The sequence below is a fragment of the Paraburkholderia sp. 22098 genome, from assembly GCF_052045935.1.
Lineage (GTDB): Bacteria > Pseudomonadota > Gammaproteobacteria > Burkholderiales > Burkholderiaceae > Paraburkholderia > Paraburkholderia caledonica.
On sequence record NZ_JBQEPV010000014.1, the window covers coordinates 47,225 to 65,718 of the forward strand.

At 60.4% G+C, this 18,494-nt stretch carries 17 protein-coding genes; 14 read left to right on the forward strand and 3 right to left on the reverse strand.

Translation table 11 applies throughout. The annotated features are described in order from the left end of the window. From ACTJLB_RS25385 to ACTJLB_RS25395, 3 genes are all read left to right on the forward strand, one after another. A complete protein-coding gene (locus tag ACTJLB_RS25385; protein ID WP_440784863.1) occupies nucleotides 1-1,317 on the forward strand; it encodes an MFS transporter in 1,317 nt (438 codons plus the stop codon). A 209-nt stretch (nucleotides 1,318-1,526) separates the two neighbouring features. Beyond that, nucleotides 1,527-2,855: an NAD(P)/FAD-dependent oxidoreductase gene (locus ACTJLB_RS25390; protein WP_440784953.1), complete on the forward strand. Its 1,329-nt coding sequence runs from the start codon at nucleotides 1,527-1,529 to the stop codon at nucleotides 2,853-2,855. A 119-nt stretch (nucleotides 2,856-2,974) separates the two neighbouring features. Further along, a complete protein-coding gene (locus ACTJLB_RS25395) occupies nucleotides 2,975-3,277 on the forward strand; it encodes a VF_A0006 family four-cysteine protein (protein WP_408165186.1) in 303 nt (100 codons plus the stop codon). A gap of 138 nt (nucleotides 3,278-3,415) precedes the next feature. On the opposite strand, the gene ACTJLB_RS25400 is transcribed toward ACTJLB_RS25395, so the two are convergent. Both ACTJLB_RS25400 and ACTJLB_RS25405 read right to left on the reverse strand, forming a co-directional pair. Further along, entirely contained in the window at nucleotides 3,416-4,132 is a 717-nt protein-coding gene (locus tag ACTJLB_RS25400) for a transposase (protein ID WP_088176376.1), read from the reverse strand. Between the two features lie 406 nt (nucleotides 4,133-4,538). Next, nucleotides 4,539-5,438 (reverse strand): NAD-dependent epimerase/dehydratase family protein, encoded by a 900-nt coding sequence (locus tag ACTJLB_RS25405; protein ID WP_131315574.1) that lies wholly within the window; start codon nucleotides 5,436-5,438, stop codon nucleotides 4,539-4,541. Nucleotides 5,439-5,682: 244 nt separating this feature from the next. Here ACTJLB_RS25405 and ACTJLB_RS25410 point away from each other — a divergent pair, with 244 nt between their 5' ends. From ACTJLB_RS25410 to ACTJLB_RS25425, 4 genes are read left to right on the forward strand one after another with little or no spacing between them, the layout of a single operon-like run. After that, complete coding sequence (locus tag ACTJLB_RS25410) at nucleotides 5,683-6,678, forward strand: ABC transporter permease (RefSeq protein ID WP_020067744.1); 996 nt, start codon at nucleotides 5,683-5,685, stop codon at nucleotides 6,676-6,678. 39 nt (nucleotides 6,679-6,717) lie between these two features. Further along, on the forward strand, nucleotides 6,718-7,659 hold the full coding sequence (locus ACTJLB_RS25415; RefSeq protein WP_440784864.1) for a sugar-binding protein: 942 nt from the start codon (nucleotides 6,718-6,720) through the stop codon (nucleotides 7,657-7,659). Then, nucleotides 7,659-9,176 carry a sugar ABC transporter ATP-binding protein gene (locus tag ACTJLB_RS25420; protein ID WP_440784866.1) on the forward strand — a complete coding sequence of 506 codons (1,518 nt, stop codon included), beginning with the start codon at nucleotides 7,659-7,661 and terminating at the stop codon, nucleotides 9,174-9,176. The genes ACTJLB_RS25415 and ACTJLB_RS25420 overlap by 1 nt, the downstream gene beginning before the upstream one ends. Nucleotides 9,177-9,206: 30 nt before the next feature. Continuing rightward, nucleotides 9,207-9,863 carry an aspartate/glutamate racemase family protein gene (locus tag ACTJLB_RS25425; RefSeq protein ID WP_440784867.1) on the forward strand — a complete coding sequence of 219 codons (657 nt, stop codon included), beginning with the start codon at nucleotides 9,207-9,209 and terminating at the stop codon, nucleotides 9,861-9,863. Here ACTJLB_RS25425 and ACTJLB_RS25430 read toward each other — a convergent pair. Next, nucleotides 9,838-10,596: a Crp/Fnr family transcriptional regulator gene (locus tag ACTJLB_RS25430; protein ID WP_088176379.1), complete on the reverse strand. Its 759-nt coding sequence runs from the start codon at nucleotides 10,594-10,596 to the stop codon at nucleotides 9,838-9,840. The two genes, ACTJLB_RS25425 and ACTJLB_RS25430, sit on opposite strands and share 26 nt — an antisense overlap. A 364-nt stretch (nucleotides 10,597-10,960) precedes the next feature. Here ACTJLB_RS25430 and ACTJLB_RS25435 point away from each other — a divergent pair, with 364 nt between their 5' ends. From ACTJLB_RS25435 to ACTJLB_RS25465, 7 genes are all read left to right on the forward strand, one after another. After that, a complete protein-coding gene (locus ACTJLB_RS25435) occupies nucleotides 10,961-11,656 on the forward strand; it encodes a GntR family transcriptional regulator (protein ID WP_227471287.1) in 696 nt (231 codons plus the stop codon). 50 nt (nucleotides 11,657-11,706) lie between these two features. Beyond that, nucleotides 11,707-12,975: an S-methyl-5-thioribose kinase gene (gene mtnK, locus ACTJLB_RS25440; protein WP_440784868.1), complete on the forward strand. Its 1,269-nt coding sequence runs from the start codon at nucleotides 11,707-11,709 to the stop codon at nucleotides 12,973-12,975. A gap of 16 nt (nucleotides 12,976-12,991) precedes the next feature. Beyond that, nucleotides 12,992-14,071 (forward strand): S-methyl-5-thioribose-1-phosphate isomerase, encoded by a 1,080-nt coding sequence (mtnA, locus tag ACTJLB_RS25445; RefSeq protein WP_440784869.1) that lies wholly within the window; start codon nucleotides 12,992-12,994, stop codon nucleotides 14,069-14,071. Beyond that, entirely contained in the window at nucleotides 14,068-14,739 is a 672-nt protein-coding gene (locus tag ACTJLB_RS25450) for a class II aldolase/adducin family protein (RefSeq protein ID WP_440784870.1), read from the forward strand. The genes mtnA and ACTJLB_RS25450 overlap by 4 nt, the downstream gene beginning before the upstream one ends. A gap of 63 nt (nucleotides 14,740-14,802) precedes the next feature. Continuing rightward, nucleotides 14,803-15,900, forward strand: a complete 1,098-nt coding sequence (locus ACTJLB_RS25455) for a sugar ABC transporter substrate-binding protein (RefSeq protein ID WP_020067735.1) — start codon at nucleotides 14,803-14,805, stop codon at nucleotides 15,898-15,900. Nucleotides 15,901-15,960: 60 nt separating this feature from the next. Next, nucleotides 15,961-17,496, forward strand: a complete 1,536-nt coding sequence (locus ACTJLB_RS25460; protein ID WP_440784871.1) for a sugar ABC transporter ATP-binding protein — start codon at nucleotides 15,961-15,963, stop codon at nucleotides 17,494-17,496. Next, nucleotides 17,493-18,494: an ABC transporter permease gene (locus ACTJLB_RS25465; RefSeq protein WP_020067733.1), complete on the forward strand. Its 1,002-nt coding sequence runs from the start codon at nucleotides 17,493-17,495 to the stop codon at nucleotides 18,492-18,494. The genes ACTJLB_RS25460 and ACTJLB_RS25465 overlap by 4 nt, the downstream gene beginning before the upstream one ends.

The following is an 18,494-nucleotide window of genomic DNA, read 5'->3' on the forward strand; positions in this document are numbered from 1 at the left end:
ATGACTACAACTCCCCGCGCTACGGCAACGGCAACGGCGACGGCAACGGCAACGGCAACGCAAAGCGCGGAATCGCAAGGCCGTTGGCTGCTGGTCTTCGTCCTTTCCTATCTCGCGCTAATGGCCGATGGCGCCGACGTGATGATGTACGGCCTGACCCTCACGCGAATCAAGGACGATTTCGGGCTCAGCAATGTGCAGGCAGGAGCGTTGGGAAGTTTGACGTTGGTAGGCATGGCCGCGGGCGGGATACTGGGCGGCTGGCTGAGCGACCGTGTGGGCCGGGTGAGGGTGGTCGTATGGGCGCTGACGCTCTTCTCGCTCGGCGCGGGACTGCTCGGGCTCACTCACAGCTTTCTGCAGTTCGCGATTGTTCGCTTCATCGGTTCGTTGGGAATCGGCTGCATGGTGCTCGTCACCACGCTGGTTGCCGAATACGTGCCCACCGAAAGACGTTCGTTGATTCTCGGCGCGTTGCAGACCGCCATTTCGGCCGGCTATATTGTGGTGATCGCGCTGAGCAGCTGGATCTTGCTGCACTATGGCTGGCGCACGCTGTATTACGTGTCGGCGGTTCCCGTGGTTTTTGCGCTCGCGATCAAATTTGCCGTGCCCGAGCCGACCAGCTGGCGGGCAAGCCGTGCAGCCGACCGCAATAGCCAGAACGAAAGCGGCACTCATGGCCAGAGTGGAGCGCGATTGCGCGACGGCCGCTACGCCGTGATTTTCCGCACCCGACAGACGCGCACGCTGTTCATCCTGTGGACTCTCGCCTCTGTTTTCATTCTTTCCGGCTTTTATGGTTTGAACAACTGGCTACCCACGTACCTCGAAAGAGAACTGCATATCAAGTTCAGTTCACTGACCGGCTACATGATCGGCACCTACGTGGTCGCCTTCATCGGCAAGATCTTCGCCGGCTGGCTGGGCGACCGTTGGAGCCGGCGCGGCGTATACGTGCTGGGTTGCGCGGGCGCCGCGCTCTTCTTGCCGGTCATCATCTTCTGGCATACGCGGGAGAACATTGCTGCGCTGATGCTCTTTTTCGGCTTTCTATATGGTGTTCCGCTCGGCACGATCGGCACTTTCATGTCCGAGAGCTTCGCCACTTCGATCCGCGGCACTGCTGTTGGCGGTTCCTATAATGTTGGCCGGTTCTGCGCGGGCGCAGCGCCTATTGTTATCGGCTACCTCGCCACGCAGTTCTCCATCGGCTTCGGCTTTCTTGTCGTGGGTGCGGTTTTCTTTCTGAGCGGCGTCACGGCGCTGTTTATCCCGGACCGCCTGTACGACACCGAGCGGCCATCCACGCCATGACGCTTCGAGTTTCACACCAAAACATTCAGGATGCGGTGGATCGTCGTCTCCCGCGCAGAGGCAAGAGGATCGTCCTATCAGCGAAGCGATGGAAGATAGGAGAATCGTAGCCACTTTCTGCGGATGGCGAAACGGTGATGCGCGCTCTTGTACGCATTCCCGAACTCACCACTGCAGTTCACCAGGAAGCGGCAACCGGCGGCTGTGAAATGTTAAGGATCGACGAAGTCACGAATAGCGAAAGTTTCCCCGATCGATGCGATGTCGCGGTGATAGGCGGCGGCATCGTCGGCGTCAGCACCGCGTATGAACTGGCGCGGCGCGGTGTCCAGGTGGTTCTGCTCGAAAAGGGCGTTATTGGCGGCGAGCAGTCGGGGCGCAATTGGGGTTGGGTGCGTCAGCAAAACCGCGACCTCTATGAGTTGCCGCTCGCCATGCAAAGCCTCAGGCGCTGGGAGGAACTAAGCGGAGAACTCGGCGAGGACATTGGCTTTCGCAGGGCTGGCATTTTGTATGGCACGGAGCTTCAATCGGACGTCGCGCAATGGGAGTCGTGGATTGCGCGCGCACGCGAGATCGGTTTCAACAGTGAGATCCTCAGTGCGCGAGAACTGGCGGCGCGCATTCCGTCCGGACGTGCAAGGTGGGCTGGCGGTCTGTGGTCGGTCACGGACGGCCGCGCCGAGCCGTCGAAAGCCGCGCCTGCAATTGCACGCGGGGCGCAACGGCTTGGCGCCAGGGTCTTCCAGAACTGCGCAGTACGCAGTCTGGACATGAGTGCAGGACGCGTCGGCGGCATCTGGACGGAGCGCGGCCGGCTCGCTGCCGACACCGTTGTGCTTGCCGGAGGCGCCTGGAGCGCGTTGTTCTGCCAGCATCATGGTATCGATCTGCCTGCCATTAACGTAATCGGAACGGCGTTGCGCACCGCTGAGGCACCGGCGGTCGTCGAAGGCTGCTTCTCCGGACCTGACTTCGCGTTGAGGCGGAGGTTGGACGGCGGCTACACCATCGCGGTCCCCGGCTATGGACGGGTCGAACTCGCGCCGCAAAACCTGCGGCATTCGGTGAAGTTCCGCACCATGTTCCGCAGCAAGCTGAAGAAGAAACTCAAGGTTCGCGTCGGTGCCAGCTTCTTCCACGGACCAGAGGCGAACGCGACGTGGCGCGACGATGACATCTCGCCATTTGAACGGACACGGATACTGGACCCGCGTGTCGATAGCGAATGGCTCGAACGCGGCCTGCGCAATGTGGCCCGCGTGTTTCCCGAGTTGTCGGGCTTGCGGATCGCTCACGCATGGGCGGGCGCAATCGACACGACGCCGGATCTTGTCCCGATCATCTCGAAGGTCGATGCGAAACCGGGTCTTGTGATCGCCTCCGGCTTTAGCGGTCACGGCTTCGGGCTAGGGCCCGGCGCGGGCTTACTGGCGAGCCGGCTGGTAATGGACGAGGCGCCGCAGTTCGACATGGCCCCCTACAGACTGACGCGCTTTTCCGACGGAACGAAACTGAACAGCCCCGAAATGATGTGAGTTGAATTACGGGGACTAGTTCTCGTGGCACTGCAATGCGCGGTGAATGGAGTGCGCCTTTGCAATTAAACGCGACGTGCTACGATTGCCATCGTCAAGTTTTTGGCTGTCGCACGTCCATGCACAAACTGGCTTACCTGCTCGTTCCTTTGACGCTCGCCGCACCGTTATCAGCCTTCGCGCTTGGCGGTGAGAATGTGGAATACGACCAATGCATTCTGAATTCTTTAGCGAATAGCCAGAGCAGTTACGCGGCACGTGTCATCAGAAATTCGTGCCAGGCACTGTACGTAAACGGTGCACTGCTTTTGCCGCGCGAGAAGTCTTATCACGTGTGTATCTTGCAAAATGTCCAGAACGTGAGAGGGGCATTTGCAGTCAACGAAATATTGCACGCCTGCCGCCGCCAGAATCGGATGTGAGTTGTGCGCGCCGCGATTCGATATCGGCAAGCGCGAGCCGGTACCCGGTTCGCGGTTCACCGACCGCGCGGATAGAAAATGCCGACGTGACGTAGCTCGCTCAAACAGGCAGGGTGTGCCTGCCTGTTTTTCTACTGTTTAGCCGGCGTGCGCGAAGGCGCGTGTCGTGCGAGTCCTGGGCGGCCGGTCCCGCAGCAGCAGTGGCATCAAACGCCGGTTGGCTGTGCGCGCGGCCCACTCGCAATACTCGGCGCTGCCGAGCACCCAGCCATTCAGCGTGGACTGCATCAGTTTTTCGACTTCGAGTTGATCAGGGGACTGTGCGCCCAGATCCCGATAAGCCTCGTGACGCTCGAACGGCGTGTTGCCGAGCGCGCGATAAAGCGGGTGATCCTTGATAAAGCTATCGACACGCAGCCCGATATGGTGCGAGTAGCTCGACCACCGGTATTTTCCCGGCTCGTCTACAAGGTTGCCTCGCACCGGCGCATGATCGATGATCTGGCTCGCCAGCAGAAAATATCGATCCGGCTCGATCACGGTTGCCCGGTACCCGCCACGCCACATCGTGCCGCGTCGTCCGTGGCGTCGATTAAAGGTCTCGACATAGCGGCGGCCCACCGCCTGCATCGCCATGGCCACGCTCGACTCATATGACGGCGTGACCAGAAATTGCACCGCACCTGGCATCAGGACCCAGGCGTGGACTGCCAGGTCGGCGACGCGCGCTGCGTCTGCCAGGCAGGCGAGGAAGTACAGGTAATCTCCTTCGTCCAGGAATGCGGGCCCCGTGAGCCCCTGCAAAATAACGTGTTGCGGTTGATCTGGAACGTAATGACGTGCGAGCCGTGTCATGCTGAATTAACCGGAAATCCGATGTGAGAAAGCGTTCCGACAGGTAACGAATGTGTGACGGTGCGTGAAGCAGGTATGAGATGGAATTCTAGTGGTGATAGGCGCGAGTATTCATCGCGAATAGGCCTTTGTTCTAGCCTCATTTCGCTGAATTGGCGTGCGCTGCCATCGCTGGTTTTATGCCAACGCTGAATCGCAGTGGGGTGCTAACGCAACTCGCCGGTCTGATTGTGTCGATGCGGAAGGACGAAGTGGGATCGATGGGCTGGCGGATGCGAAGCAGCGATCAGGCGCAATCACGTGCGTCTGGGAGACCTCGGCGGTCAGACAGGTCGTCGGCTTCTTTGGAAAGTGCGCCTGATGTCGTTATCAGGCGCACCTGGGACTTTGCGAGACTGTGAGTCGCCTACGACTGTCCGGACACCTGCTCGCGCCACCGGTAAGCCTGCTTCCACCCAAGCAAACGCTTGAGCTTTTCATTACTCAGCAAGGTCTCGAATTCACCGAGCGGTTTTTTCACCGGCACATTCGGGTAGTAAGTCTTCAGCAATTCCGCGACCGGCCGGTCGGAGGAGACGTCGTCTGCGGCTACATTCATCACCGTGAAGCCCAGTCCATCCTTTTCGATGCCGAGACGGCAGGCCGTTGCCAGATCGCGGCCGTCGATATAGCTCCATGCAATGCGCTTTCTCAAGGCGGGGTCCTTGAGCCAGGTCGGGAATTTCTGGTAGTCCACCGGGTCGAGTACATTGCCGATGCGCAAGCAGTAAATATCCGCGCCCGTGCGCGCATGAAACGCCTTTGCTGTCACTTCATTAATGACTTTCGACGTGGCGTAGCTGTCCATCGGGTCGACGGGATACTCTTCATCGAGCGGGAAGTACGCCGGGTCGCGATGCCGGTGCGCGAACACCACGCCGTAGGTCGTCTCGCTCGAAGCGACGATGACCTTCCTGATGCCGAGCTTTGCAGCCGCGTCCAGCACGTTGTAGGTGCCCATCACATTGATACGGAACACCTCGTTGTCCGTGGTGACGAGAATGCGCGGAATGGCGGCGAAATGCACGACGGCGTCAATCGGCTTGGGCTCGATGTCGTCGTCGAATTCTTTTGCCGTGGTCGTCGACGAAAGTGCATTGAACACCTGTCCCGCATCGGTAATGTCGGTGATCAGAGTCCGCGCGGTGCCTTTGGCCATTGGCACGCGGTCCAGATTGAGTACTTCGTAGCCGTGCGCCACCAGATCTTCTACTACCCATTTGCCGGCAAGTCCGCTGCCGCCCGTCACAATCACTCGCTTGGTCATGCCTTGTCTCCTTTGCAGTTCATCAAGCCACCCGACGGCAATGCGCCGCTGACGACACCAGACGCATCGTAACGCCACACCCTGCGCGATGCTGTGACGCCCGTCATAGGCATGTGGGCATTCATCGCGCTATCTGCAGACAATCTACGGGTCAATCCCGATACGAATCTATGACGCGCGTCACAGATTTCCGCATGTCCGCGCTCCTATGATCTGTTCCGAGCCTGTAAAGGAGGAGCGATCGGTGACTGCAATATCGTCGAAGAAGGAACCCCCGTCCGGGCGTGCCGCTGACTGGATCAGGGCGTGTTTGCGCATACGCGAGCTGAACGTGCTCTCGGTGCTGCTGCTCGTTGGACTGCTGATCAGCGTTTTCTCGCCGTACTTCCTCACGACCAACAACCTGATGGGCGTGTTCCGCTCGTTTTCGTTGATTGCGCTCATGTCGATCGGCATGATGCTCGTGATCATTACGGGCGGCATCGACCTCTCGGTTGGATCGGTCATGGGCCTGTCGTCGCTCGTTACCGCGCTCGTCTTCCAGCATGGTTACAACGCGCCGGCGGCCATTGGGGCGGGGCTCGCCGTGGGAATCGCGGTCGGCGCATTCAATGGCTTCATGATCACGTGGATACAGTTGCCGCCTTTCATTGCGACGCTTGGCACGCTGTCGATCGGGCGCGGCCTCATGTACATCATCACCAAAGGCGTGCCCGTCACGCCCGACGTTCCCGACAGCTTCACATTCATCGGCCAGGGTTACATTGGATTCGTGCCTTTTCCGGTCGTCATTCTTCTGGCCATGACGGCCGTCTTCTCCGTCGTCATGCGACAGACGCGCTTTGGCCGCTACGTGTACGCGACTGGCGGCAATGAAGTGGCCGCGCGCTTATCCGGCGTGCGCACCGCGCGCGTGAAATTCACGGTCTATGTGCTATCCGGCCTGATCGCATCGATGGCAGGCGTCATTGCGTTCTCGCGCTTCGTGTCGGCCGAGCCGGCTTCTGGCTTCGGTGCGGAACTCGATGTCATCGCGGCGGCGGCCATCGGCGGCGCGAGTCTGTCGGGCGGGGCGGGCAGCGTGGAGGGCGCGATCATCGGCGCGGCTCTCGCGGGAATCATTACGAATGGCGTCGTGCTGCTCAACATCGATACCTATGCGCAGCAGGCCATCACCGGCTGCGTAATTCTCATTGCCGTCAGCATCGACATCTGGCGCGTGCGTCGCAAGGAACGCTAGGAACACTGAACGCTGCAACCATAACATCAGGAGACATGCATGAAACTCACGCAACGATTCACCGCGAGCGCCCTGGTCGCACTAGCCGCATCGGTTGGCGCAACGGCTCACGCCAAAGACGCAAAAGATATTTCCGTCGCTGTTATTCCCAAGGTCGCGGTGCCGTTCTTCGACGACTGCAACAAAGGGGCAAAGACGGCGGCCGACAAAGCCGGTGTGAAATATCAATGGGTGGTGCCGCAAAACACGCAGGGTTCCACGCAGGTACAGATTATCGAGGACCTGATTTCGAGGCATGTGGATGGCATTGCGATATCGGTGAACGAGCCGAAGTCGGTCGAAAGCGTGATGAAGCGCGCAGAGCAAAGCGGCATCAGGGTGCTGACGTATGACTCGGATTCGCCCAGAAGCGGACGCTCCATGTATATCGGCACCAACAACGAACAGGCGGGCGCGACCATGGCGGAGACGATGGGCAAGGCGCTCAATGGTCAAGGCGAAGTGGCGATCATTACGGGCCAACTGGGCGCGGTCAATCTGAACGAGCGTATCGCCGGCATCAAGAAAGGGCTGGCGAAAGATCCGGGCATCAAGATTGTCGAGACGCAAGGCACCGACGACGATCTGGCCCGCGGCGTCTCTGTGGTCGAAACCACGCTGCGTGCGCATCCGCAACTCAAAGGCATCTTCGGCGTGAGCCAGGTGGGCGGGCCGGCGGTCGCGAAGGTGCTCAACACGAAGGAGTTCGGCACGATGAAGGGCAAGCTCGAAGTGCTTGCCTTCGACGATCTTCCCGACACGCTTAAGGGGCTCAAGGAAGGCTATATCCAGGGCATCATGGTTCAGCGTCCGGTGACAATGGGCTCGCTTGCTGTCGAACACCTTGTTGCGCAGATCCAGGGCCAGGAAGCGCAGCCAAAGGACATCGACACCGGCGTGACCGTTGTCACGAAAGACAATATGACCAGCTACACGAAGTGATGAGCCACGTGACAGGCGTGCCTTTTCTGGAGATGCGTAACATCTCCAGAACTTTCCCTGGCGTCAAGGCGCTCGACCGCGTGAATCTGGAAATACGCGCGGGCGAAGTGCTCGCGCTTGCCGGAGAAAACGGCGCGGGCAAAAGTACGCTGATGAAGATACTGACCGGCATTTACGCGCCCGATGCCGGCGGCACTATTCTTGTCGAAGGGCAGGAAGTTGCACTCGCCGACAGCCATCACGCTCGCGCACTTGGCGTGAACATCATTTATCAGGAGCTTGCGGTTGTCGGCAATCTCACTGTGGGTGAGAACATTTTTCTGGCGAGAGAACCGCGTACACGGCTCGGACTGATCGATCGTCCGCGCATGTATCGCGAGGCGCGCGAAGTGCTGGCCACCATCGACATGGATATCGATCCGGCTACGCGCGTGAGTGAATTGAGTGTCGGCCAGCAGCAGATGATCGAGATCGCCAAGGCCCTCTGCGCGCGGTCCAAGGCCATTATCATGGACGAGCCGACAGCATCGCTCAGTCATCACGAAACCAGCGTTTTGCTGGGCATCGTCAAGCGCTTGCGCGAAAGAAACATTGCGGTGGTCTATATCTCGCATCGGCTCGAAGAGATTTTCGAACTCGCAGATCGCGTGACGGTACTACGCGACGGACGCACGGTCGGCACCGCGCCCATTGCCGACATGACGCGCGAGACGCTTGTGCGCCTGATGGTGGCCCGCGAGTTGAGCGAACTCTACGGCGAGCCGCAGTCTCATGCGAGCCGCGATCCCGTGCTCGAAGTGCGAGCGCTGTCGCTCAAGCCGGTCAGGAAGGCAGAGCCTCGCATCCGCGATATAAGCTTTACGCTGCATCGTGGCGAAGTGCTCGGGATCGCCGGGCTTGTCGGTTCGGGCCGCACCGAGATAATGGAAATGATCTTCGGAATGCGTGCGTGCACGGGATCGGTCAAGGTAGAAGGCAAGCCGGTGTCGATCCGCAATCCGCACGATGCGATCAGGTCGGGCATAGGTTTCGTTACCGAAGACCGCAAGGCCCAGGGGCTCATACTCGGCATGACTGTGCGCGAGAATTTCAGCCTTACTCATCTGGAGCGCTATTCGCCGTTCCAGTTCGTGCAGCATGCGCGAGAACGTGAGAGCTGTCGGCGGTTCGTCCGTATGCTGGGAATCAAAACGCCGGGCGTCGAGCAGAAGGTCGTCAACCTGAGCGGCGGCAATCAGCAAAAGATCGTGATCGCCAAGTGGGTCGCGCGCAGCCCGAAAGTGCTCATCGTCGATGAACCGACACGCGGCATCGACGTAGGCGCGAAAGCGGAGGTGCACGCGCTCATTGCGCGGCTCGCGGCAGAGGGCATTGGCGTGATCGTCATCTCTTCGGATCTTCTCGAAGTGCTCGCCGTCAGCGATCGCATCTTGACTGTGCGGGAAGGACGCGTCAGCGGGGAATTGAGCAGGGCGCAAGCTTCGCAGGAAAAAGTGATGGCGCTCGCCACCGCTTGATAACCATCAAACGAAGTAATGGATACGAATATGACCACGATCGTCGTTATACACACCGGCCCAGTCACGGTCGATCCCCTCAAGGCGCAGTTCGCCGAGCAGTTGGCCGATGCGCGTGTCGTCAATATCGTCGACGACAGCCTGCTGACCGATGTGCGTTCGGCGGGCCGCCTGACGCCCGAAGTGACACGCCGTTTATATAGCTATATGGCGAACGCCGAAGCGCTCGGCGCGGACATCATTCTCAATGCGTGTTCGTCGGTGGGCGAGGCAACCGACCTCTTGCGCAGCATGATCCGCACGCCAATCGTCAAGGTTGACGAAGCGATGGCCGAGGAGGCCTGCGCGCTTGGACCGCGGATCGGCGTTCTCGCAACTGTGTCCACGACGCTCGAGCCGACGGTGCGTCTGATCCGCAAAAAAGCCGCCGAGCGCCGCATCGAGATTCAGGTGACGGAATCCATCGCGCCAGGTGCATTCGAAGCGCTGCTTGCGGGCGACGCCGCGAAGCACGACGAGATCCTCAAGCGCACGATTGTCGAACTTGCCGATCAGGTGGATGTGATCGTGCTCGCGCAAGTCTCGATGGCGCGCCTCGTGCCGTCGCTCGGCTCGCTCTCAGTGCCGGTACTGTCGAGTCCTCAAAGCGGCGTAGCTTCGGTCAAGCGCGCATTAGCGGCGCTCTGAACTCGCGTGGAGCCGGATTCGCGGGCAGTGCAGCAAAGGCCGGCGCTTTGGTGATGTACCGCGTGACGAAGGCGGGTGTCAGCACGATTTTGCGCTCATGCATGTCGACGAAGCCTTCTGACTTGAGGTCGCTAAAGTGCCGGTTGACCGATTCGCGCGACGTGCCGATGAATTCCGCGAGCTTGTCCTGTGCGATCGGCAAGTCGATCAAAACAGTATCGCCATGCTCCGGATGATCGAAGGGCGTGCCCACTTGCCCCGAGAACATGACGAGTATGTTGACGAGCCGCTTTCTCACGTCGTGTAACGAGAGATTCTCAATCAATTGCTGTGCTTCCTGCCAGCGCAGATAGTGGTTGCGCAGCACGAACTGGTTGATGACGTCGTAGCGCGCAAGCAGTTCCTTGAAATCCGCTTTACGGATATAGCAGACCATGCTCGGCGTGAGCGCCTGTGCGTGATGGGAGTAGTTGTCCTCATTGAGAACATCGCCATCGCCGAAAATCATGCCAGCCTTGACGAAGGCAAGTGTGATTTCCTGGCCGTCTTCGGTGAGGCGATAAAGCCTTACGCTGCCGCTCTTGAGCAGGTACACATGCTCGCTCGATTCATCCGGCCTATAGATAACGGTGTTCTTGCGTAACGTGCGATGGTCGCTGAAGGCGGGCATCACCTCGTCGAGGCAATGACACTGGATCAAAGAGAGCAATTCGCTCTTGCCGACAAACCACATTGCCGTCTCCTTAAAGTTGCCTTGCGAACTTTGGCGCCTTATCAGGCGTTTGTAATAACGCTGCTTTGGTCCGATTCATTCTACACACGGAGCCTCGAAAGGCGCTGAAGACAACGCGCCAGAAATGTTCGCGAGAGCTGGCTGCGGAAAACCGTTTTTGCGCAACGCAGCGCGTCGCAAAGCCAACGACGACAGGGTCGAGGGCAATGGCATGTTGCGCGAGCGACGCGCGGCGCTACCCGCGAACCGCGCTCGGCGCGAAACGAAACCAAGGGAAATTCCCTACAAAATCATCAGATGTCTGATGTATATTTGGTCCAGTGACGAGCGAGAGAGCAACATGCGCCTAAGCGTAGAGCGATCGATGAGCGACAAGATCCAGGAGTCGCTGTTGACCATGATTCGTGAGCGCAAGCTCAAGCCTGGTGATCAGATTCCCACGGAATTGGAGCTCTGCGAGCTGCTCGGCGTTGGCCGTTCGAGTTTGCGCGAGGCCGTGGCGCAGATGATCTCGCATGGGCTCCTCTCACGCGTGCAGGGACGCGGCACCTTCATCAGACAAATTTCGCTGAAGCTGCAAGGCGGTCTGGATGATCTGATGTCTGTGACCGACATGATCAGGAGCGTTGGCGCGGTGCCTTCCACGAGCCGTATTCAGATGGACAGCATTGCGGCGTCGGAGAGTCTTGCCGAAAAGCTTGGGATCGCGCCCGGCGAAACATGCATCCGCATCGAACGGGTGAGGCGTGCCGACGATGCAATTGCCGCTTACTGCATCGACACGATCCCGAAAACGCTTTTCGATGAAGCTCAAGGTGAATTAGGCGAATCGCTCTTTGGCATGTTCGCGCGCACAGGACGGCGCTTATCGCATACGCACACATCGATACAGCCGACCATCCTCACGCCGCGCGATCTGCCGGAACTGGGCGACGGATTCGGCATGTTTCTCCTGCTGGACGAAGTAGATTTCGATCAGAGCGGCGAGCCGCTTTGCTATAGCAACGACTACTACAACACGAGCATCTTCAAGTTCGATCTGGTGCGCAAGCGTCGCTAAAGACGTGTCCAGGTCGATGGGCGCCGGAAGCAACATCGGAGGAGGCACCGATGGAGTTTGAAGCCTTTACCGCAGGTGAGCTGGCAGCGTATCTCGGCGCCATTCCCAAGGTGCGCGCGCTGCTTGGCGAGCCTGACGATCTGGACGTAGCCGAAGTGGGCGACGGCAATCTGAATTACGTGTACTTCGTAACGAATGCGAAGGCGCCGCAGCGCAGCGTCGTGGTCAAACAGGCGCCGCCTTTTCTGCGGCTCGTCGGCAAGACGTGGCCTCTGTCGTGCCAGCGCATGGAGCACGAAGTCGCAGCACTGCGCCGCTTCGGCGCGCTCTGCCCACAGCACGTGCCGAAGGTGTATCACGCCGACAGCAAGCGTTTCCTGATGGTCATGCAAAGGCTTGCCTCGCATTGCATCCTGCGGCAAGGCCTCATTAACGGCATAACCTATCCGAAGCTTGCTGCGCATCTGTCCACTTATCTTGCGCATACGCTTTTTTACGGCTCCGATCTCTTTCTGGCGCCGGATATCAAGAAGCAGGCTATGAGCGCGGCCGTCAATGTCGAGTTGTGCAGGATTACCGAAGATCTCGTATTCACTTTTCCCTTCGAAGACCATCCGTCCAATGTGTATAGCCCAGCACTGCCGTTATCCGTGCTCGAGCGCCTGAGAACGAACGAAGCATTGCGTATTGCCGCAGGCGACATGAAATGGGCATTTATGAATCGCGCGGAGACGTTGCTGCATGGCGACCTGCATACCGGCTCCATCATGGTCAACGAGGAAGAAACGTTTGTCATCGATCCGGAGTTTGCGTTTTACGGGCCGATGAGCTTCGACATCGGCGCCTTGCTGGCCAATCTGCTGCTGGCCTATTTTTCCCGCGACTGGCATGGCCGTGCTGACGGGCGAGACCCGGCGCCTTACGAGGAATGGCTGCTCGCGCAGGCGATCGGTATATGGAATGGCTTTAGCGAGCAGTTCGTCGCGCTCTGGCGCGATCACGAAAGCCGCAGCGAACGCCGCTTCATCGGCGGACAGACCGACTCGCGCGCAGTCGAAGGCTATCGCGCGCATTTCATGCGCCGCCTGCTTGCCGATACGCTCGGCTTTGCGGGCTGCAAGATGATTCGACGCATCGTGGGCATGGCGAAGGTCGCGGAAATCACACGCATACCGGATGCGCAGGCACGGGCACGGATCGAAGTGCGGTGTCTGCGTTGTGCCGAAGCCTTGCTCGTGGAACGCGACGCGCTGACCGATATCGAGCAGGTCGCCATGCTTGCGCGCGAGATTCGGCGCGAGACGCACACACACGTTTAACGCACACGGAGCTTTCATGGTTGCGCAGTCCCTGTTCCCCGCACTGGCCCCTACGATCGAATGGCGCGACGACGCTCTTCTGCTGCTCGATCAGACCCGCCTGCCGCATGAGGTCGTGGTGGAGCATGTCGCCGATGCAGCCGCCGTATGGCGGGCCATTCACGAACTGCGCGTGCGCGGCGCGCCCGCCATCGGGGTTGCAGCAGCGTATGGCTTATGTGTGGCCGTTCGGGATGCGCGCGCATTGCCGCTCGCCCAATTCCGGGCGGAACTCGAACGGCGGGCGCGTTGGCTCAATACGGCACGTCCCACAGCTGTGAATCTCAGCTGGAGTCTCGGACGCATGCTGCAACGTGCGCACACGTGTGGCGCGAGCGATTCGACTGCGCTTTACGAGGCGCTAGTCGAAGAAGCCCGGCAGATTCATGCGGAAGACCAGACGCTGTGCGAAGGCATCGGCCGCCACGGCATGCCGCTCATCAAGCAGGGCTGCGGCGTGCTCACCCACTGCAACGCCGGCGCACTTGCGACCACTGGCCTTGGCACCGCCACGGCACCGATTTACGCAGCGCATCGCGAGGGCATAGCGTTCAAGGTATTCGCGGACGAAACGCGGCCGCTGCTGCAGGGCGCGCGGCTGACTGCATTCGAATTGCAACAGGCAGGCGTCGACGTGACGCTGATCATGGACAGCGCAGCCGCTTCGATCATGTCCCAAGGGCTCGTCGATGTAGTGATCGTCGGCACCGATCGCGTGGCGGCCAATGGGGACTTCGCCAACAAGATCGGCACGCTCGGGGTTGCCATTGCAGCGAAGCATTACGGCATACCGTTCTACGTGGCCTGCCCGTCGTCGACACTCGACTTTCGCACGCCGACCGGCGCGCAGATCGAGATCGAGGAGCGGTGCGACGAAGAGGTTACGCATTTCGCGGGGCAGCGCACGGCGCCGCACGGCATCAAGGCTCGCAATCCCGCATTCGATGTAACGCCGCACGAACTCGTCACCGGTTTCATCACTGAACGCGGCATCGCGAAGGCGCCGTTCGAACGGTCGCTCGGCCAGTTCTTTCCGGCGGCGGGGAACGCGGCATGAAGGCGGCGCAGGAACGCGCGCTGCGCCGGGGCATCGTCGAGACCTCGCTCGAGATGGAGCGGCTCGGCATCAACCAGGGCACCTCCGGGAACGTGAGCGCGCGTCTGGGCGAGGGTTTTCTGATTACGCCGAGCGGCGTGCCGGCTCGCGAGTTGCGCGAAGAAGGCATCGTCTGGTTACCGCTCGACGTGGACGACGACGCCGAGGTGCTGCATGTAAAGCGCCCGTCGTCTGAATGGCGCATTCATCGCGACATTCTTCGCGCGCGGCACGAGATGCATGCGGTCGTGCATACGCATTCGACCGCGGCCACTGCTATGGCAATACATGGACGCGATATTCCGGCGCTGCATTACATGGTTGCGGCAGCGGGCGGCGATTCGATTCGCTGCGCGCCCTATGCGCTCTTTGGCACGCAGTTGCTCTCCGATCATGCGCTCAAGGCATTGCAGGACCGGCGTGCGTGCCTGCTTGCGCATCATGGCGTAGTCGCCCTGGGTGACGATCTCGCGCGCGCCCTGTGGCTCGCGCACGAAGTGGAAGTGCTGGCAAGGCAGTACCTGCTCGCCTGTCAGCTGGGTCCGCCGCCGCTTCTGTCGGACGTGCAAATGGAAGAGGTTCTGGAAAGGTTCAAGACGTATGGCAGACCGAGGCATGCCGAGCGTTAGTGCGCTTGCTTCAAGGGAAATTATCGTTAGCACCGCAGTGAATAATCTACAACGGAGACGACTATGGCCTGGAGTTCAGCAAGATTCGACGGATGGGACGTATTGGGTAAGCCGACCTGTGCGGTGCTGCTGTGTGCGGCAGCCGCGCTTGCCGGTTGTTCCAAAAGCGACAACAGCTCGACCAGCACCACTTCGGGCCAGGCCGCGAGCGCGCCGGCCAGCGCGCCCGTGGCCAACGCGTCGGGCGGCAAGACAAAAGTTGGATTTTCCGTTTCTACGCTCAATAACGCTTTCTTTGTCGGCCTGAAGGCTGGCGTGGAGAAGGGCGCTAAAGAGCAGGGCTTCGACCTCGTGCAAACCAATGCGAATGGCGACGCGCAGCAGCAGGTGAACGACGCGATCAATCTTCTGAGCCAGGGCGTGACAGCGCTCGTGCTCAATCCAATCGATTCCAAGGCCATTATTCCCGCCGTCGAAAAAGCCAATTCGATGAACATTCCGGTGTTCATGCTGGATCGCGGTTCGGACGGCGGCAAGGTCACGTCTTTCGTTGCATCGGATAACGTCGCGCTGGGGCAGACGGCGGCCAAATGGATTGCCGACCAGTTGACGAAGCGCTACGGCTCCGCCAAAGGCAACGTGGTCGATCTGATCGGGCTCGTCGGCACGACGGCCGCCACCGATCGCGAGAAAGGCTTTAGCGACGAGATCGCCAAATATCCCGACATCAAGGTGGTCGCTCGTCAGGAAGGCGCGTTCGATCAGGAGAAGTCCCTCAACGCAATGACCAATATCCTGCAGAAGTATCCGCAGATCGACGCGGTGTTCGGCGCCAACGACGACAACACGGTCGGCGCGGAAAAAGCGATCGACAATGCCGGCCGCTATAAGCCGCTCGGCGACAAGCAGCACATTCTGGTCATCGGTGCGGACGGTACCGCGCAGGCGCTGTCGGCGATTCGTGCCGGCAAGCAGGACGCGACCATCTCGCAGAACCCGATTCAGATGGCGGCGAAGTCGCTGCAATTCGTCGCCGACTACAGCGCGAAGAAAGAGGTGCCGGCGAATTATGCGTGGCCGACGCTGCTGATCGACAAGTCGAATATCGATTCGGATGCGACGAAGAAATACGGGCTGTGGTCTGAGGAAGTCAAACAGTAAGACAGGCCGCGGGCTGCGTCGCATCGGACAGCGCGCAGCCCGCAAACGGAAAGAGGCGACATGACAGTGCAAGCCGAAGAACGGGAGCCCGCGCCCGTGAACAGATCCGTGCCGTTGCTGCGCATGCAGGGCATCGTCAAGAGTTTTCCGGGCGTGAAGGCCTTGCGCGGCGTGAGCCTTGAATTGCAGGCGGGGCACGTCATGGCGATCGTCGGCGAGAACGGCGCTGGCAAGTCGTCGCTCGTCAAGACGCTGTCCGGCGCGTACGAGCCAGACGAAGGCACGATCGAAATCGACGGAGTGCCGCTTGCGCGCGGCACCAATGCAGCGATAGATGCCGGGGTCGCCGTCATCTATCAGGAACTCTCGCTGATCAACGACATGACGGTCGCGGAGAATCTGCTTCTCGGCCGCATGCCTGCGCGCAAGGGTTTCATCATGCAGCGCGAGGCGAATCAGCTCGCACGGGAGGCGCTCGCGCGTGTGGGCCTCGACAACGTGCCGCCGTGGATGCGCCTCGGCGATCTGCCGCTCAACAAACGCCAACTGGTCGAAGTGGCGAAAGCCATTACACGCGATGCGCGCATCCTCGTCATGGATGAGCCGACCGCGGCGCTGCAAAGTCAGGACATCGTCAATCTGTATGCCGTGGTGCGCAGGCTGCGAGCGGCGGGCATGGGCATCATCTTTATTTCACATCATCTTGAAGAAGTGTTCGAACTCGCCGATTCGGCGGTCGTGATGCGCGACGGCGCCACTGTCGGTGCGCGTCCCATGTCGGAATGGACCGAAGCCGCACTCGTGCAGGCGATGGTCGCGCGCAATCTGGAGTCGTTCTACCCCTGGGAGCCGCGCGAATACGGCGATGTCGTGCTCGAAGTCCGTAACCTCGTCAGCGCGCCTCTGCTGCGCAATGCGAGCTTCAATGTGCGGGCGGGAGAGATTGTCGGTATCGCGGGAATTGCGGGCGCGGGGCGCACCGAACTGCTCAAGACGATTTTCGGCGCGCTGCCGGCGACGGGCGGCGAGATACTCATCAAAGGCAAAAAGATCGCGAATCACTCGCCGACCGAAGGCGTGCGTCACGGGCTCGTGTACACGTCGGAGGATCGCAAGCTCGAGGGGCTCGTGCTCGATGCCAACATCGAAGAAAACATTGCACTGTCCAGCCTTAAAGCGCTGGCGAACGGCGGATTTGTTAGCGGTGCGAGGAAGCGCAAGCTGGCGCGAGATGCCAGCACACGATTCGGCGTGCGGGCGTCTTCGGTCCTGCAGGTCACGCGCACGCTGTCGGGCGGCAATCAGCAAAAAGTGATTCTCGGGCGCGCCACCGCAACCCAGCCCGTCGTCATCATGCTCGACGAGCCGACGCGCGGCATTGACGTAGGGGCGAAGACGGAAATCTACGCGCATATGGTGGCCATGGCGCGGGCGGGCGGTGCGGTCGTCATGGTGAGTTCCGAATTGCCGGAGCTGCTCGGCATGTCGGATCGCGTGCTCGTGATGTATCGCGGCAGCATCGTGACGGAAATTCCGCGCGAAAAAGCGCATTCGGAAGCTGTCATTCAATGGGCTACAACAGGAGCAGGCGCATGACCTCCACGGCAGCCAACCGTGCGGATACGGAGGCGCTGTCGCGCCGCGTGATCCGCCAATTGAGAAGCGGGATCGGGCCACTGTTCGCCGCGCTCGTCATCATCTGTATTGCTTTGTCGATTGCATCGCCCGAGTTTCTGACGACCAGTACGCTGACCAACATCATGGTGCAGGTGTCGGTGGTCGGCATTGCGGCGGTGGGCGGGACCTTCGTCATCATTACGTCGGGAATCGATCTCTCGGTCGGTTCGCTCGTCGCGTTGACGGGCATGGTCGCTGCGACTGTCATGGCCGGGTCGAGTCCGGGGGCGATCGGCCTCGGCATTGCGGGGCTTTGCGCGGCGCTCGCGGTCGGCGCTGCGGCAGGCGCATTGAACGGTCTCGCGGTTGCGTGGCTGCGGCTCGTGCCCTTCATCGTCACACTGGCGATGATGGCCATGGCGCGCGGTTTGACTCTCGCCATTTCGGATGGCCGCACCAAGTTCGATTTTCCGAATGCCTTCACGGCATTCGGCGCAAAGACGGTCGCCGGCTTGCCGATGCCGATGATCGTCATGCTCGTGATCTTCGTCATAGGTCATGTGTTGTTGCGAAAGACCACGTTCGGCCATCAGGTGTTCGCGGTGGGCGGCAATCAGGAAGCCGCGCGTCTCGCGGGTATCCCGGTGCATCGCGTCGTGTTCCTCACTTACATGCTGGCCGGCGTGACGGCCGCAATTGCCGGGATCGTCCTTGCGGGGCGGCTCAATTCCGCGTTGCCTTCCGCAGCCAACGGGCTGGAGTTGCAGGTGATCGCCGCTGTCGTGATTGGCGGGACCTCGCTTGCCGGAGGACGCGGGTCGATTGTGGGAACGTTCATCGGCGTCGTGCTCATCGGCGTGATCAATGTGGGATTGTCGCTGCTCGGCGTGAATCCCTTCTGGACGCAGTTCATACAGGGCGGCGTCATATTCGCGGCTGTCCTGCTGGATGCGCTCAGTCAGCGACGCAAGCAGTGA

Excerpts from the sequence above, each read along its gene's own strand:
- ACTJLB_RS25465 (WP_020067733.1), top strand. The coding sequence starts at position 17,493 with ATGACCTCCACGGCAGCCAACCGTGCGGATACGGAGGCGCTGTCGCGC.
- ACTJLB_RS25460 (WP_440784871.1), top strand. The coding sequence starts at position 15,961 with ATGACAGTGCAAGCCGAAGAACGGGAGCCCGCGCCCGTGAACAGATCC.
- ACTJLB_RS25420 (WP_440784866.1), top strand. The coding sequence starts at position 7,659 with ATGAGCCACGTGACAGGCGTGCCTTTTCTGGAGATGCGTAACATCTCC.
- ACTJLB_RS25395 (WP_408165186.1), top strand. The coding sequence starts at position 2,975 with ATGCACAAACTGGCTTACCTGCTCGTTCCTTTGACGCTCGCCGCACCG.
- ACTJLB_RS25415 (WP_440784864.1), top strand. The coding sequence starts at position 6,718 with ATGAAACTCACGCAACGATTCACCGCGAGCGCCCTGGTCGCACTAGCC.
- ACTJLB_RS25455 (WP_020067735.1), top strand. The coding sequence starts at position 14,803 with ATGGCCTGGAGTTCAGCAAGATTCGACGGATGGGACGTATTGGGTAAG.
- mtnK (WP_440784868.1), top strand. The coding sequence starts at position 11,707 with ATGGAGTTTGAAGCCTTTACCGCAGGTGAGCTGGCAGCGTATCTCGGC.
- ACTJLB_RS25430 (WP_088176379.1), bottom strand. The coding sequence starts at position 10,596 with ATGTGGTTTGTCGGCAAGAGCGAATTGCTCTCTTTGATCCAGTGTCAT.
- ACTJLB_RS25425 (WP_440784867.1), top strand. The coding sequence starts at position 9,207 with ATGACCACGATCGTCGTTATACACACCGGCCCAGTCACGGTCGATCCC.
- ACTJLB_RS25390 (WP_440784953.1), top strand. The coding sequence starts at position 1,527 with ATGTTAAGGATCGACGAAGTCACGAATAGCGAAAGTTTCCCCGATCGA.
- ACTJLB_RS25450 (WP_440784870.1), top strand. The coding sequence starts at position 14,068 with ATGAAGGCGGCGCAGGAACGCGCGCTGCGCCGGGGCATCGTCGAGACC.
- ACTJLB_RS25400 (WP_088176376.1), bottom strand. The coding sequence starts at position 4,132 with ATGACACGGCTCGCACGTCATTACGTTCCAGATCAACCGCAACACGTT.
- ACTJLB_RS25435 (WP_227471287.1), top strand. The coding sequence starts at position 10,961 with ATGAGCGACAAGATCCAGGAGTCGCTGTTGACCATGATTCGTGAGCGC.
- ACTJLB_RS25405 (WP_131315574.1), bottom strand. The coding sequence starts at position 5,438 with ATGACCAAGCGAGTGATTGTGACGGGCGGCAGCGGACTTGCCGGCAAA.
- mtnA (WP_440784869.1), top strand. The coding sequence starts at position 12,992 with ATGGTTGCGCAGTCCCTGTTCCCCGCACTGGCCCCTACGATCGAATGG.
- ACTJLB_RS25385 (WP_440784863.1), top strand. The coding sequence starts at position 1 with ATGACTACAACTCCCCGCGCTACGGCAACGGCAACGGCGACGGCAACG.